Origin of the sequence: Enterococcus sp. DIV0691 (genome assembly GCF_051711145.1) — a bacterium.
Taxonomy (GTDB): Bacteria; Bacillota; Bacilli; order Lactobacillales; family Enterococcaceae; genus Enterococcus_B; species Enterococcus_B hirae.
Genome location: NZ_JBIOLY010000001.1, coordinates 1,186,641 through 1,201,207, shown reverse-complemented (window position 1 = coordinate 1,201,207; position 14,567 = coordinate 1,186,641). Strand labels below are relative to the sequence as shown.

16 protein-coding genes, 1 pseudogene and 1 riboswitch are annotated in these 14,567 nt (G+C 37.6%); of the genes and pseudogenes, 4 read left to right on the top strand and 13 right to left on the bottom strand.

The window, feature by feature from the left end; genetic code table 11:
- Genes purQ through purC form a run of 3 tightly spaced genes read right to left on the bottom strand, consistent with a single transcriptional unit; the run spans position 1 to position 1,659 of the window.
- Entirely contained in the window at positions 1 to 672 is a 672-nt protein-coding gene (purQ, locus tag IGJ11_RS05430) for a phosphoribosylformylglycinamidine synthase subunit PurQ (RefSeq protein WP_161652450.1), read from the bottom strand.
- A gap of 1 nt (position 673) precedes the next feature.
- A complete protein-coding gene (purS, locus tag IGJ11_RS05425) occupies positions 674 to 928 on the bottom strand; it encodes a phosphoribosylformylglycinamidine synthase subunit PurS (protein WP_010719384.1) in 255 nt (84 codons plus the stop codon).
- Positions 929 to 942: 14 nt separating this feature from the next.
- On the bottom strand, positions 943 to 1,659 hold the full coding sequence (purC, locus tag IGJ11_RS05420) for a phosphoribosylaminoimidazolesuccinocarboxamide synthase (protein ID WP_207432375.1): 717 nt from the start codon (positions 1,657 to 1,659) through the stop codon (positions 943 to 945).
- A gap of 261 nt (positions 1,660 to 1,920) precedes the next feature.
- Here purC and IGJ11_RS05415 point away from each other — a divergent pair, with 261 nt between their 5' ends.
- Positions 1,921 to 2,298, top strand: a complete 378-nt coding sequence (locus IGJ11_RS05415; protein WP_088775549.1) for a hypothetical protein — start codon at positions 1,921 to 1,923, stop codon at positions 2,296 to 2,298.
- Positions 2,299 to 2,454: 156 nt separating this feature from the next.
- Here the strand turns inward: IGJ11_RS05415 and purB are convergent, their stop codons facing one another.
- The 4 genes and pseudogenes from purB to IGJ11_RS05395 form a co-directional block, all read right to left on the bottom strand.
- Positions 2,455 to 3,762, bottom strand: a complete 1,308-nt coding sequence (gene purB / locus IGJ11_RS05410) for an adenylosuccinate lyase (protein WP_207432376.1) — start codon at positions 3,760 to 3,762, stop codon at positions 2,455 to 2,457.
- Between the two features lie 13 nt (positions 3,763 to 3,775).
- The gene (gene purK, locus IGJ11_RS05405) at positions 3,776 to 4,900 is read right to left on the bottom strand and encodes a 5-(carboxyamino)imidazole ribonucleotide synthase (RefSeq protein WP_172595681.1); all 1,125 of its coding nucleotides are present in this window, start codon (positions 4,898 to 4,900) and stop codon (positions 3,776 to 3,778) included.
- Positions 4,893 to 5,381 (bottom strand): 5-(carboxyamino)imidazole ribonucleotide mutase, encoded by a 489-nt coding sequence (purE, locus tag IGJ11_RS05400; RefSeq protein WP_010719389.1) that lies wholly within the window; start codon positions 5,379 to 5,381, stop codon positions 4,893 to 4,895. Before purE ends, purK begins: the two co-directional genes overlap by 8 nt.
- A gap of 34 nt (positions 5,382 to 5,415) precedes the next feature.
- Positions 5,416 to 6,373, bottom strand: a pseudogene (locus tag IGJ11_RS05395) (transposase); the annotation flags it as partial.
- Positions 6,374 to 6,754: 381 nt separating this feature from the next.
- Here IGJ11_RS05395 and IGJ11_RS05390 point away from each other — a divergent pair.
- Positions 6,755 to 7,213 (top strand): hypothetical protein, encoded by a 459-nt coding sequence (locus IGJ11_RS05390; protein ID WP_251849611.1) that lies wholly within the window; start codon positions 6,755 to 6,757, stop codon positions 7,211 to 7,213.
- A 22-nt stretch (positions 7,214 to 7,235) separates the two neighbouring features.
- The gene (locus IGJ11_RS05385; RefSeq protein WP_251849614.1) at positions 7,236 to 8,030 is read left to right on the top strand and encodes a hypothetical protein; all 795 of its coding nucleotides are present in this window, start codon (positions 7,236 to 7,238) and stop codon (positions 8,028 to 8,030) included.
- Positions 8,031 to 8,233: 203 nt separating this feature from the next.
- On the opposite strand, the gene IGJ11_RS05380 is transcribed toward IGJ11_RS05385, so the two are convergent.
- From IGJ11_RS05380 to IGJ11_RS05355, 6 genes are all read right to left on the bottom strand, one after another.
- A complete protein-coding gene (locus tag IGJ11_RS05380) occupies positions 8,234 to 9,544 on the bottom strand; it encodes a nucleobase:cation symporter-2 family protein (RefSeq protein WP_010719392.1) in 1,311 nt (436 codons plus the stop codon).
- A 2-nt stretch (positions 9,545 to 9,546) separates the two neighbouring features.
- Entirely contained in the window at positions 9,547 to 10,128 is a 582-nt protein-coding gene (locus IGJ11_RS05375) for a xanthine phosphoribosyltransferase (protein WP_010719393.1), read from the bottom strand.
- Between the two features lie 151 nt (positions 10,129 to 10,279).
- Positions 10,280 to 10,377, bottom strand: a riboswitch (purine riboswitch).
- 321 nt (positions 10,378 to 10,698) lie between these two features.
- Positions 10,699 to 11,382: a hypothetical protein gene (locus tag IGJ11_RS05370; protein WP_010737428.1), complete on the bottom strand. Its 684-nt coding sequence runs from the start codon at positions 11,380 to 11,382 to the stop codon at positions 10,699 to 10,701.
- A 22-nt stretch (positions 11,383 to 11,404) separates the two neighbouring features.
- Positions 11,405 to 12,022 carry a glycoside hydrolase family 73 protein gene (locus IGJ11_RS05365; protein ID WP_010737427.1) on the bottom strand — a complete coding sequence of 206 codons (618 nt, stop codon included), beginning with the start codon at positions 12,020 to 12,022 and terminating at the stop codon, positions 11,405 to 11,407.
- A 9-nt stretch (positions 12,023 to 12,031) separates the two neighbouring features.
- Positions 12,032 to 12,835, bottom strand: coding sequence for a M15 family metallopeptidase (locus tag IGJ11_RS05360; RefSeq protein ID WP_034700361.1), 804 nt, complete (start codon positions 12,833 to 12,835; stop codon positions 12,032 to 12,034).
- 14 nt (positions 12,836 to 12,849) lie between these two features.
- Positions 12,850 to 13,386: a hypothetical protein gene (locus IGJ11_RS05355; protein ID WP_014834723.1), complete on the bottom strand. Its 537-nt coding sequence runs from the start codon at positions 13,384 to 13,386 to the stop codon at positions 12,850 to 12,852.
- Positions 13,387 to 13,569: 183 nt separating this feature from the next.
- Here IGJ11_RS05355 and IGJ11_RS05350 point away from each other — a divergent pair, with 183 nt between their 5' ends.
- Positions 13,570 to 14,523 carry a Gfo/Idh/MocA family protein gene (locus IGJ11_RS05350; protein ID WP_010737424.1) on the top strand — a complete coding sequence of 318 codons (954 nt, stop codon included), beginning with the start codon at positions 13,570 to 13,572 and terminating at the stop codon, positions 14,521 to 14,523.
- Positions 14,524 to 14,567: the final 44 nt, after the last annotated feature.

Sequence of the window (14,567 nt, the reverse complement as noted above, 5' to 3'; positions counted from 1 at the left end):
TTAGGCAGTCACCTTTCCAAAATTTTTTAACATCGAGGCAAAAAATCGTTTTCCGTCTTCTGATCCTAGTAACGCCTCCATCGCCCGTTCCGGATGAGGCATCATCCCCAGCACATTTCCTGCTTTATTGGTGATCCCTGCAATATTTGCGACACTACCATTGATATTCCCGGCATAAGTAAAAACGATTTGATTATTGGCTTTTAACTCTTGCAACGTTTGCTCATCGCAAAAATAATTTCCTTCGCCATGAGCGACAGGCAACTGAATGATCTCATCGGTTTCATACTCCGAAGTAAAGGCTGTCTGGTTATTAACTTTCAAAGGAACAGTTTTGCAAATGAAGCGCAAAGACTCATTTTTTCTTAGCACGCCTGGAAGGAGACCTGCTTCTGTAAGGATCTGAAACCCATTACATGTACCAAAGACTGGTTTTCCTTCCTCCGCAAAACGAACAACTTCTTTCATGATAGCTGAAAAACGCGCAATGGCTCCACAGCGTAAGTAATCGCCATAAGAAAAACCGCCAGGAAGCAATACGCCGTCATAGCCTTGTAGAGAGGTTTCATCGTAACGAACATACTCAGCTTCTACTTCCATAATGTCACGAATTGCCCACAACATATCTGCATCACAGTTCGAACCAGGAAAGACAATCACTGCAAATTTCATGCTAGATTTCCTCCAATTGTTCAATTTCATAACGATACGTTTCCATGTTGACGTTAGCTAATAGTTTGTCACAAATCCCTTCAATCGTTTCCTCTACTGCGCTAGCTTCTGCTGAAACTTGGATCTCAAAATATTTACCGATTCGGATATCTTCAACAGTTTCATATCCCAAACGATGGACCGCATTTTTCACTGCTTCTCCTTGAGGATCTAATACAGAATCTTTATAGGTGACATAAACTTTTACAAAATACATTTCATTTTCTCCTCTCATAAACCAACTTGTGTTAAACGTGTCAAAACTTCTTGATATACTGGGACAATTTCCCCAATTTTTCGTCGATAAACATCTTTGTCCATGTGTTCGTTTGTTTTCAGATCCCATAATCGACAAGTGTCAGGCGAAATTTCATCTCCTAATACGATTTCTCCCGTAGCTGTTTTCCCAAATTCCAGTTTGAAATCAATTAACTGTAAATCGATTTTCTCAAATAGTTGGATTAACAAATGATTGATTTTTCTAGCCTGTGTCTTTAATTCAGTAATTTCATCTTCATCTGCAATTTGTAAAAACAGCACATGTTCATCATTGATAAATGGATCATCTAATTGATCGTCTTTGTAATAAAATTCGACAATTGGTGTGGGTAATTTTTGTCCTTCAGGAATTGCCAACCGTTTTGAAAAACTGCCAGCTGCACTATTTCTGACTACCACTTCTAAGGGAAGAATATTTAATTTTTTCACTAATTGTTCGTCTTTTCCGATTTGTTGGATAAAGTGATTGGCAATCCCTTGTTCGGATAAATAATGGAAGACTTTACTTGTGATTTGATTGTTCAGTTCCCCTTTTCCATTTACTTGGTCTTTCATTAAGCCATTTAAAGCCGTAGCTTGGTCCAAGTATTCCACCCAAATCACCTGTTCATCTGAAGTATAGTACATTTTTTTAGCTTTTCCTTCATACAGCAAATCTTTCTGTTCCATTTTGACATCTCCTTAAATTCTTGACGATCACAACAAACATTATTTTTTTGTTCGTCTTTTCACTTTAAATTTTAACAAGTGTTTTTATCCTGTTCAATAAAAATATGTACATTTATAGCATTAAAATTGTCTAATGTTCGTGTTTAATCCAAAAATTCTTCCCTGGAAAAATAATAAGCGTTTACACCTATAATAATTGATGCTATAGTAGGATTAGAATGATTCTGGATATTTATTCAAGGAATTCAAGGAGGTAGCGAAATGGAAGAGGCCGCAGTTTGTGCCCAATGTTTTTTAATGGATTTATCGCCCGAGGAAACGTCACGTTTATATAATGACCTGTTGTCTATCAAAGATGTCTACTTATGTAATAAAGATACGAGTTTTTATACCTTCAGAAAAATCCGTCGTGCGGCAAAGCGCCATACTGAGTGCCGAAAGCGCACATTTGAATATCAAACAATTTCTGAACATCAACTCGTGATCAGTCAGATACACGAACAAAAATTATTCAAAAATCATTATCGTATCCAAGTCACTTATGATCAGCAAGAATTTGATTATACTTTTATCGAAGAATTATTGAGTTTGCTTCATACTAAACATTTTAACTATTCCGCTCAAGCCCTTTACGGATAGTTTTCTCAGGCTATTATCAAGCAACATCCTGAAATGAATCAAAACAGCTAAAAAGAACCCCGACCAGTTGAGTTATCTGTGTCAAGGTTCTTTTTTATTACATATCAGCAAAAGAGTGGCTGCTTCTAGCAATCCGAAGCAAGCCACTCATTTTGATTATTTGTCTTTTTCTCCTAAACCAACACGGTCAAAGATCACATCCACATTTTTCAAGTGATGATGGTAGTCAAATGCGTCATCGATCTCTTCTTTTGTTAAAACAGAAGTAACCGTTGGATCCTCTTCAAGTAAAGGTCTAAATTGAACTTGATGATCCCATGCATAAGCTGTTTTAGGTTGAACCAAGTCGTAAGCTTCTTCTCTTGTCATACCTTTGTCAATCAGTTTCAACATCACACGTTGACTATAGATCAAGCCAAAAGTAGCTTCCATGTTACGTTTCATATTCTCAGGAAAGACCGTCAGATTTTTTACGATATTTCCAAAACGATTCAACATATAGTCCAATAAAATTGTTGTATCAGGTAAAATGATTCGTTCTGCTGACGAATGAGAGATATCTCTTTCATGCCACAACGAAACATTTTCATAGGCTGTGACCATATGACCACGAATCACTCGAGCAAGTCCAGCCATGTTTTCTGAACCGATCGGGTTTCGTTTATGAGGCATTGCTGAAGACCCTTTTTGTCCTTTAGCGAAGAACTCTTCTACTTCTCTCGTTTCTGATTTTTGCAAACCACGGATTTCTGTTGCAAAACGTTCGATGCTAGTAGCAATCAATGCCATAGTCGCAAAGTACTCTGCGTGGAGATCACGTGGGAGCACTTGCGTAGAGATCTCTTGCGGACGAATCCCTAATTTTTCACACACATATTCTTCAATAAATGGCGGAATGTTCGCAAATGTTCCTACCGCTCCTGATATCTTACCTGCTTCAACACCTTTGGCTGCATGCTCAAAACGTTCAATATTTCGTTTCATTTCTGAATACCAAGTAGCTAATTTCAAGCCAAATGTCGTTGGTTCAGCATGAACGCCATGCGTTCTTCCCATCATCACTGTGTACTTATGTTCTTTAGCTTTTTCACCAATAATTGCCGTAAAACGTTTCAAATCATCTCGTAAAAGATCATTTGCTTGTTTGATTTGATAGCCATAAGCTGTATCCACGACATCAGTACTCGTTAAGCCGTAGTGGACCCACTTACGTTCTTCGCCTAATGTTTCAGAAACTGCTCGAGTAAAGGCAACAACGTCGTGACGTGTTTCCTTTTCAATTTCCAAAATACGTTCAATATCAAAAGATGCATGTTCACGAATTTTTTTGACATCTTTTTTAGGAATTTCTCCTAATTCTGCCCATGCTTCGTCAGCTAAAATTTCTACCTCCAGCCAAGCTTGGTATTTGTTTTGTTCTGTCCAGATATTGCCCATTTCAGGTCGTGTATAACGTTCTAACATCAATTTTTCTCCTTTAATCCCAAATATTGGTTTTCTTTATTTCATCCAAAGTTTGTTGAATGTCTTCAGTTACGATAGTAATATGCCCCATTTTACGACCCTTTTTCGCTTGTGCTTTCCCATAAAAATGAAATTGCCAATCTGGTTTTTTATCGATCAAATGATAGCTTTCTAATAACTGCTCGCCCAATACATTGACCATCACTGCCTCACTCAATAAACGGACTTTTTTACTTAATGGCCAACCACATATTCCCCGAATATGGGCATCAAATTGACTCATCGAGCATGCTTCAATGGAGTAATGTCCCGAGTTGTGAGGTCGTGGTGCTAATTCATTCACATATAAACCACCAGTTTTTGTTAAAAACATTTCAATGCAAAGTACGCCAGATAAGCTCATTCCTTCAGCGATGACTCGAGCAATCCGCTCTGCTTCTTCAACAACCTCATCAGCGATTGCTGCTGGTGCAATCGTTTCATGTAAAATGTTGTTACGGTGGATATTTTCAACCACTGGAAATGTACTATAATCCCCTTGTCCGTTTCCAGCAACTAAGATCGAGATTTCTTTTTCAAAGGGGATCCATGCTTCCAATACACAGGTCCCTTCCCTTAGTAAATCCATTGCTGGCGCAAGGTCTGCCCGACTTTTCAAGACGTATTGTCCCTTGCCGTCATATCCACCTCGTGTCGTTTTCAACACACAAGGATAACCAATACCATCAATGGCATCTTGAATATCGGTTGGACTTACAATTGTCGCATAAGGAGCAATAACGATATTATTCGTTTCTAAAAAAGATTTTTCTAAAAGACGATCTTGGGTGATCGCCAATAAATCAGTTCCTTGAGGAATAAACGACATAGAAGAAATGGCATTTAATGCTTCCACACTGACGTTTTCAAATTCATACGTGATAACATCTGTTCGTCTAGCAAGTTCTTCCAATGCAAAAGTATCATCGTATGTTCCTTGAATATACCAATCAGCTACTTGAGCTGCTGGACAATTCGTTACAGGATCAAGAACCCCGACTTTAAAGCCCATTTCTTTTGCACTGATCGCCATCATCCGTCCTAATTGTCCGCCACCGACAATTCCGATCGTTGATCCAGGCAACAAAGGTTTAACCAAGTTGATCACTACTTTCTATCACAGTTTCAGCTAACATTAACCGTCTTTTCGCTAACTTAGCCTCCAACTTTAAATCATACATTGAAAGCATCTCAACCGCAAGTAGTCCAGCGTTAATTGCCCCCGCTTTTCCAATCGCCGTCGTTGCCACAGGAACACCACCAGGCATCTGGACAATAGATAATAGCGAATCTAATCCGTTCAATGTTCGTGTTTGTACCGGAACGCCAATTACTGGTAAGGTTGTTTGAGAAGCCACCATTCCTGGCAGATGAGCGGCTCCACCTGCTCCAGCAATGATCACTTTGATTCCCCTTGCTCGTGCTTCTTTGGCATACTGAAACATCAAATCAGGTGTACGATGCGCAGAGACGACTTTCTTTTCATAAGCCACCTCAAACTCTTCTAGAATCTCGCAAGTATTTTTCATCGTTTCCCAATCAGATGTACTCCCCATAATTACCGCAACCTTGATTGTCATACATTTCTCCTTTCTCTACTTTCACATTCATATTTTAGCAATCGGTTTTTTTGATGTCAAAGAATTTTCGAATATTATAAAGATTTTCAGCTTTAATGTTCGGTATTTGTATCAGCGAAAAAACGAGAGTGAGACAATAGTTCTTTCTCAAAAAGAAAATAAGTTCGATTTTGATGTTTATTGTCAAAATCGAACTTATTTTTTGTTATGCGCACTTTCCTCTCCATATATTTTCCTAATTTTCTTAAATATAATGCCATCAGTGCCAAACCAATACCAATCGTTGCTCCTTGTTTTCCACGTAAATGGAAACGATGGAACACCAAGCTAGCCTTTAGATATCCGAACGCGGGTTCGACATCCATTTTTCGTTTCCGATAAATCGAACCAGCTTTCTCCTCTAGAAGCTTTTTTCTGCATTCTGCTTTGAAATAGCGCCAATTATTATTTACTTGAATTTTTCGCTTTTGTTCACTTTTCGCACGCGTGCATTGACGACGGACTGGACAGTTCCGACAATCCTCACATTCATAGATTTTGAAATCTCGAATAAAGCCACCTTTATCTATTCTGCGACTATAATTTTTGAACGGTACCGGACGATTCGCTGGGCAAATATAGGTGTCTTGTTCTTCAAAATAACGCCAATTCTCCACGTTAAACGAATTCTCCTTGTCCTTCTTTTTATTTTCTTTGTGGTAACTTCCATAGGTAATCAAGGGGGTTTTATGTAAAACATCGTTGATATACATGTAAATTTCTTCGCTACCATACCCTGCATCTGCCACAATGTACTCCGGCAACTCCTTATGTTGGTCTAAAAAACTATCTAAAAATGGCTTCAATGTTTTGGTGTCTGTGGGATTCGGAAATAATTCATAGCTCAAAACATACTGATTTTCGGTGGTGATTTGTAAATGATAACCTGGTTTGAGCTGTCCATTTCGCATATAATCGTCTTTCATCCGCATAAAGGCGGCATCAGTAAATGTTCTACATCTAGTGGTAAAGTTGTTTGGTTGATGGTATTATTTTTAAACATAAAGCACACTCCTTTGATTTTTGTTTAAGCACTTGAATCATACAAGGTTGTGTGCTTTTTGTGTGCCTTAAAATCAAAATAAAATGGGACAATAATCAGATTTTTTCTGACTATTGTCCCACTCTCTAATCTTAGTATGTTTTTGTAAATGGAAACAATAAATTTCGTGGGAACTATCATATCCTTTGTATAGATTTATGTAATTATCCATTATACAAGTAGAAGAAAAGAGTAGTTTTTCATCTTTTCCTAACAAAAGAAATTATTAGAATATAACAATAATCTTAACGTGTTAAGATTGAACTATGAATAAAAATAGAGGAGTGAAGAGATGAAAGAATGGTATGAAGGGTTTTACTTTACAAAAGATGAGATTAACAGTCAAAGAAAAATAACTGAAAAAGCAAAACAAGCCCTTAATGTGAAACATGAATATTCATCAGCGAGCAAAGTGGCGAAAGAAAACTACGAAAAAGAAAATAAATGTTTGGAATATATGAAAAGTCATCATCAGGAAGAAAAGGATCAACCAGCATTTAGCACAAAAGAAATAGATGAAGCAAAAGTCCAAGTGTATAAATTGGAAATGCAGCATGCTCGGATATCCGATCCTTTTGGCAATGAAGCATTAAAAATATCAGAAAAACTTAAATATGCCAAAAACAGATACAATCATATGGAAAACATAAATAAACCCAAAGTACAACGACAGCAACAAGCGAAAGAGGCAGAACAAGCAACGGCTAATTTGGGCATGTTACAAGCAAAGAGAACAAAGAGGAGAACCTGATGATAAAAAAATTAAGGTGTATATGGACAATTTTAAAAAGTCAAACAACCAGTTAGAAGCAAAATATAATAACTTAACGACTAACAGTCCTGATAAAAATGGAAAACTCAAAGAAAACCAATTTGAGGAAATCACAAACACTGTGCAGTATGTTAAAGATAATAAACATAAAATGTCCCTGCTAGATAAAGAAGTGCCTGACATCAAAGATAAATTAAGTAAAGAAGAAAAGAGCCGAAAGAACATAAAAAATCAAATAAATGAAATAGATAATTCGTCATTTTTCAATAAAATTATAGTGTATTTTACAGGAGAAAAGAGAGATTTAACGAAAAAGTTAGACACAAAAGATCAAAATATAGCAATGTATAAGGGTCAATTGCGTACGATATCTGAAGATAAAGCAGCATATATAATGGAGAGTGAAGCAGCAATAGATAAAATGTTACCCATAAGTCAAGAAAAACAGGCTAAGCTTAATGCTTTAAAAACGAATCTCAAAACTTTGATGAATGAGGTGAATCATTTATCTAAAAATACACAAGTAACCCAACAAATTGATCCCAAATTCAAGGATGATTTGACAAACTTAGAAAATTCGAATAAAATACTTTCGGAAAAAATTAATAATTCAATAAAAATAGTTCAAAATTTAGCTGACCAAAAAAAGGAATTTGCAACAATGAGGGGGCAAAGTACATTTATTGATCTAAAAGATAATGCGAAGGAAAAACAAAGTGAAATTTTAAGTCAAGGGAAACAACCTGAAAAAAGTAAACAACCAGATAAATCAGAGCGGGGTTCCTCTTTTGCATAGCATAAATAGCATATAATAAGTATAGAATATTGATTTTAGCGTATACATAAAGAAATAAACTAGAACGAGGTTGAGACAAAGGTATTTAGCGTCAAGAAATAAGCAGGAATTTCCAAAATTTGCTTTTCAACTTTTTGGTCAATCCCTGCTTATTTTTCGAAGATGTTACTTTTGTCTCAGTCTCATTTTTAGGACGATTCAAGTTATTTTTTCGCTAATGCTTCTTCAATAATCTCTTCATCTTTTTTCAACCCGTTAAAAATAAGATTCAAAACGATCGCTGTCACGCTACTCATGACGATCCCATTCCCCGTAAACATTTGAACTGTTGGGGGTAATTGGCTAAATAAAGTCGGCATAATATTGAATCCTAAGCCAAAACCAATCGAAACAGCAGTAATCAAGAGATTTTTGTCATTCGTAAAATCAACTTCCATCAACATCCGAATACCTTGAACAGCAACCATCCCAAACATGACTAACATGCCGCCACCTAGAACTGGCTCTGGAATGATTTGTGCCAAAGCACCTATTTTAGGAAATAATCCAAGAATAATCAAAAAAATTGCAGAGAAATAAATTGGTTTTCTTGTCTTGATACCTGAAAGTTGGACTAGCCCAACATTTTGAGAAAAACCAGTGTAAGGGAATGTATTGAAAATCCCACCTAAAATAACCGCCAGACCTTCGGCACGATAGCCTTTTTTCAATTCTTCTTCGCCCACTTTTTGTCCAGTGATATCCCCTAGCGCAAAGTAAACACCTGTTGACTCTACCATACTCACAATAGAAATAATGATCATCAACAAGATCGACCAGACATCAAAAGTTGGTTTTCCAAAATAAAAAGGTTGAGGCACGTGAAAAACAGGTGCTTGACCAATCGCACTTAAATCCACCATTCCCAGTACAGCAGCTAAAATACTCCCGCCAACTAAACCGATCAGTACAGCAATCGAGCGAACAAAACCTTTAGCCAACATTTGCACTCCGACGATCAGTGCAATTGTAACGAAAGCTAGTAATAAATTGGTTTGATTTCCAAAATTAGTCGCAGATGAATCGCCACCGCCCATTTTTTCGATTGCAACTGGAATCAACGTCAACCCAATCACGGTAATGACTGTCCCAGTCACGATCGGCGGAAATAATCGTTTGATCTTTGAGAAAAATCCAGACACTAAAACAACAAAAATACCAGAAGCGATAATCGAACCATAAATTGCCCCAACACCTTGGTCGCTCCCAATTAGGATCAGTGGTGCAACTGCTTGAATGGCACAACCTAAAACAACTGGCAACCCAATACCAAAAAAACGATTAACCGTCAATTGTAATAATGTTGCTAAGCCACACATAAAAATATCAATCGAGATCAAGTACGTCATTTGCTCTTGATTAAACCCTAGTCCTGTACCGATCAGCAATGGAACAGCAACTGCCCCAGCATACATTGCTAAGAGATGTTGTAAACCTAATACTGCGGCTTGGCCATTTTTTGTTTCTTTCTCCACCTTTATGCATCCTCCTCAAGAAATTCAACTTGTCCGTTGGATAACGCCGCAATTCGTGCCAATGAAACAACTTTCAAGCCCATTTCTTCTAATAGCTGACGGCCATCTTGGAACGATTTTTCAATCAGGATGCCGATCCCTTCGACTCCTGCACCTGCTTGGCGGCACAATTCAACCAACCCTTTCGCCGCTTGACCGTTCGCTAAGAAATCATCAATGATTAAAACCTTGTCCTCTGCAGATAAAAATTTACGAGAGATAGAAATCGTACTAGTCACTTGTTTTGTAAAGGAATAAACAGAAGTAGTCAACAATTCTTCATCCATCGTCAAGCTTTTGGCTTTTCTGGCAAAAATCATTGGTACATTTAATGTCTGTGCCACAAATAAAGCTGGTGCAATTCCAGAAGCTTCAATCGTTACCACTTTAGTGATTCCTTGATCTTTGAAAACTTCCGCAAATCGTTGGCCTATTTGTTCCATTAATACCGGATCCACTTGATGCGTCACAAAGCTATCTACTTTTAAGACGCCTTCACCTAGCACACGGCCATCTTTTTGAATACGTTCCACTAATTCTTTCACTTTATTTTCCCCTTTTTCATTTATTGATATCAAAGCTAACCACTATTCGACCTCATGGATCACCCTTTCAAGGTTTCAAGCTCGTGCGAAATACGCAAAAATGCCTGCTTTTTAAACAAAAAAACCCTTTTACTAAATAAGTAAAAAGGGTGCAAGACACTCTTTCACTTATAGTCCAGCATTTACGGTGCTGGCTAGAAACTGTCATCCTTATCATGACGATATATAAGTGGGCTATATCACTACGTTCCTTCGATCCTCTTAAGAAACAAAATAGTGATCTATTTTGCTCAAGTAGTCTAGAAGTAGCTTTAATAAAATGTGTTGATTGGTTCAAGCATTCATAATCGTTGGTTGGCACTTTTAATGTTAGCTGTTGTTCCAAACGATGAAAACAGTTTAACATCTGTTTCAGAAAGTGACAACCAACTTTCACTATTTTTTTCTAAAATCTAATATTTTTGATCTCATTCAGCAAGGTTGTTCGGTATTTCTGACAGAAATAAAGAGAAAAAAGAGAATTTACGTGAGTGCCACGATTTTTTCTCTTTTTTGACTTGTTTTTGATTTTTATGATTCCTCTTGCTTTTCAAGTTGTCGATACTTTTCCATTTTACGACTAAATAATTCCCCGTTACTTGGAGGAGTATAGGTAATAGCGTTCGCTCCAGCTTTGATCGTATCCAAGATGCTTTGATCTGTTGGACCACCAGTAGCAATAATCGGTAGTTCCGGATACTTTTCTCGGAAAAATTTTACCGTTTCAGTTGTTTCTTTCCCTGCACTGATATTGATGATCGTAATACCTGCTGCCAATTTTTCATCGATTTCTGTATATTTCGATGTCACTGTACTAATCACTGGGATATCCACTGCACGACAAACTTCTTGAACTGTTTCAAGTGGTGTGGGTGCATTTAAAACGACTCCTAACGATCCTTGCGCTTCAGCAAATAAGCTCATGTAAGAAGAGCGCGTGCCTTGCGTTAGACCTCCGCCAACACCTGAAAAGACTGGAATGTCTGCTGCTTCGATAATACTTTTAGTGATTGCAGGATGCGGAGTAAATGGGTACACAGCAATCACGGCATTTGCATTTGTATTCCGGACAATTGCTATATCAGTAGTAAAAATAATCGATCGGATCAGTTTTCCAAAAATCTTAATACCACTTGCCTCCATAATGACCTCAGGTACTCTAACGATATCTTTTCGTAGCTCGGTCATAATTTCAGGGGTAAATTGCTCTGCCATCTTGCCACTCCCTTTTTCATAGTTATTGATCATATTGATCCAAGTGATAGGTTTCAATGACTTGGATAATTTTTTGTGCGTAGGAAGGGTCAGTTGCGTAGCCTGCGTCTTGCAGTGCTTGGGCAGCTTCACGATAGTTCGTAGCCGTGATCACTTTTTCATATAATGCTGGATTCCAATCTACCCCATTCACAAAAAGTTGTGTGTGAGAGTCCATCGATTGTTCCCATGAATCATACACACGAAAATCTCCTTGGATCGTGACCCATTCTTCATTCACAAATTCCTTTGTTTCTAAATTGACCTTTTTTTGATCACCATATGCTTTAATTCCAAAAAGATTATTGTATTGACTGGCTAACGTACTCTCGCCCCAGTTTGATTCAAGAATTGCCTGACCTAAAATGATACTTGGGAGAACGCCATAGCCGGTTTGTAATTCTTTCGCATGAGGAGCTAATCGATCAATAAATTGTTGATGCGTTTGTGCCTCATTGTTATTCTGTTCTTGCCCAACAAGAGGCGCTGACAAGCCTCGTAAAGAGAGAACAAAAGCTATCATCAACAATATTCCACCAAAAATCACAGCAATCAAGCGTAATGAATTACGTTTTTGTTTCTTCCATTTTTTTTTGGCCATTCACTACTCCTATTTCTTTTGTAATTGTTCTAAGTATTCTTCTAATGTGATATCATGTTTCGAAATATAGGCCGCACTTTCTTCTCCAACATAACGTAGGTGCCATGGTTCATACGTAATTTTTGTGATATCTTGGCGATCTTTAGGATAACGTATGATAAATCCATATTTAGGCGCATTTTCAGCAATCCATTTTGCCCCTGGTTGATCTCCATAACTTGCCTCTAAAAGCTGTGAAGGATAATTATTATACCAATTTTCATCCACTACATCGACCGCTAAGCCTGTATGATGTTCGCTATGTCCAGGGACGGTGATTGTTTGTTTCGTGATTGCTGTCGCCTCTTCCTCTGAAACATGTTGACTACTCATCACTTCTTGGACATTTTGTGTAAACACCTGTTGCTGTGCTGCAACCGAACGATATGCGGAGACCATCACTAAAGGAAAACCTGCAGATTGTGCTGCTTTCGCAAAATCTTCATAATGGGATTCGATACGTTTATCGATCAAATAACCATTGGGCAGTGATGCCAGCTGCGTGTCTTCATTGATTTCTTTTTCGATTTTATGATCAGGTCCTACCAAGACAAGATCCCAATCGGTCGGTTGAACCTTTGGTAAATCTTCACTTTTTTTGGTAGAATCCTTCACTTTAGTTTCTTTGGAACTCTTTGTTGTCTGTTTGGTTACTTGTTCAGTTGTTTGATTTTCTGCTTGGACGTCAGATTTCATGTGTTGCTCGCTTACAAAGATGTACCCCATTGCGGCAACCATGATCACAACTGCTCCAAACCCTAAAACTTTATTCACTCTTAAAAATCCTCTCATTCCTTTTTATGTTCATTTTTTTCATGAACATAGGTTTCTTCTAAATTCTCGTTTACCCAATCCAACAGTTCCAATTTCTCGCCTTCGATCTGTCTTTGAACGTCTGCAGGTAATCGAAAGTTCAAGATGTCGTCATAACCCCATTCATCATAATTAATACTTACCTTCAAGTCAAGGAACCCTGTAAGATATTGATCGTTTTTTAATGGAATCAATTCGACTTTGGCAGGACCATCCGTTAACCATTTTTGAGCGATTCTCGTTTTGATTTGTTTATACTCTGCCACTGCAGTCGTCCTTTTTTCAGGGAAAATGATCGTTTGTCGTAAAATCTTTTGCGTAAGCATCCATTCATAATCAGTAAACAGGTTTTTGATTTTCTGCATGGTTTCAGATGGAAGGTTCTTCTCTCCTCGTTTCCAGCCTTCCCACTGCGCTTCGTCAATTACTAAATAGTCCTCTAAAAAATTCTTTTCTGTTGCGTACTGTTCCAGTAATACACTAAGAATCAAATCAACATAAACTTGATGCATAAAAGTTTCCCCCTCTACTCATTTTACTTAAATTTCAAAAAAATTCACTACGACTTTACTTTTTCTTATTAAAGTACTCTAACACAAATTTTAACGATTCATTTGGTATAATTAAACAAGGACAATGGCATTTTTTCATTTCATTCACTATATTAAATATAACACGAGAAGGAGTTTTGAAGTATGAAAAAGTATCAATGGGGAATCATTGGCTTAGGAAATATTGCACATGAGTTTGCGGAACATTTTGACCAAGAAACAAGCGAGTTGGCAGCAGTTGCTTCACGAACAATAGATAAAGCAGAAGCATTTGCACAACGCTATCATATTCCTAAAGCATATGGTAGTTATCAAGAAATGCTTAATGACCAAGAAATCGATATTATTTATATTGCCGTTCCCAATCGTCAACATAGTCAACATATCATGGAAGCATTAGCAGCGAATAAGCATGTTTTATGTGAAAAAGCGATCACCATGAATAAAAAAGAACTGACCGAAGCAATGAAATTAGCAGAAGAAAAGAATCTAGTGTTAGCAGAAGCGATGACGATTTTCAATATGCCATTGTATCAACAGTTACGTTCTTTGATCGACACAAACAAGCTTGGGGCATTAAAAATGATTCAAGCACCATTTGGCAGCTATAAAGATCCCGACCCAACCAATCGCTTTTTCAATCCTGAATTAGCTGGTGGTGCTTTATTAGATATTGGGACATATGCCGTCTCGTTTGCTCGTTTCTTTTTGAGCTCTCAACCAGAAGTTATTGCATCAACAATGGTACCATTTGAAACAGGTGTGGATGAACAGTCAGTGACTATTTTAAGGAATAAAGAAAATGAGTTAGCAACGATCAGTCTGACTTTCCAAGCCAAAATGCCTAAAGTGGGAATCGTTGCCTTTGAAGAAGGCTATATCACCATCACCGATTACCCTCGTGCGGATCGTGCGGAGATCATCTTCAATGACGGGACAAAAGAATGGATCGAAAGCGGCAGCACCGCGCAAGCCATGAATTATGAAATCGAAAATATGGTCAAAACTATTAAAGGCGAACTCCCTAACCGTTCGTTGTTTCTGACCCACGATGTCATCGAGATCCTTGATGGGATGCAAAAACTTTGGCAAAAATAAGCTCCTTGAAATAAACCGGAATTTTTCAAAACATGAAAAGCTGT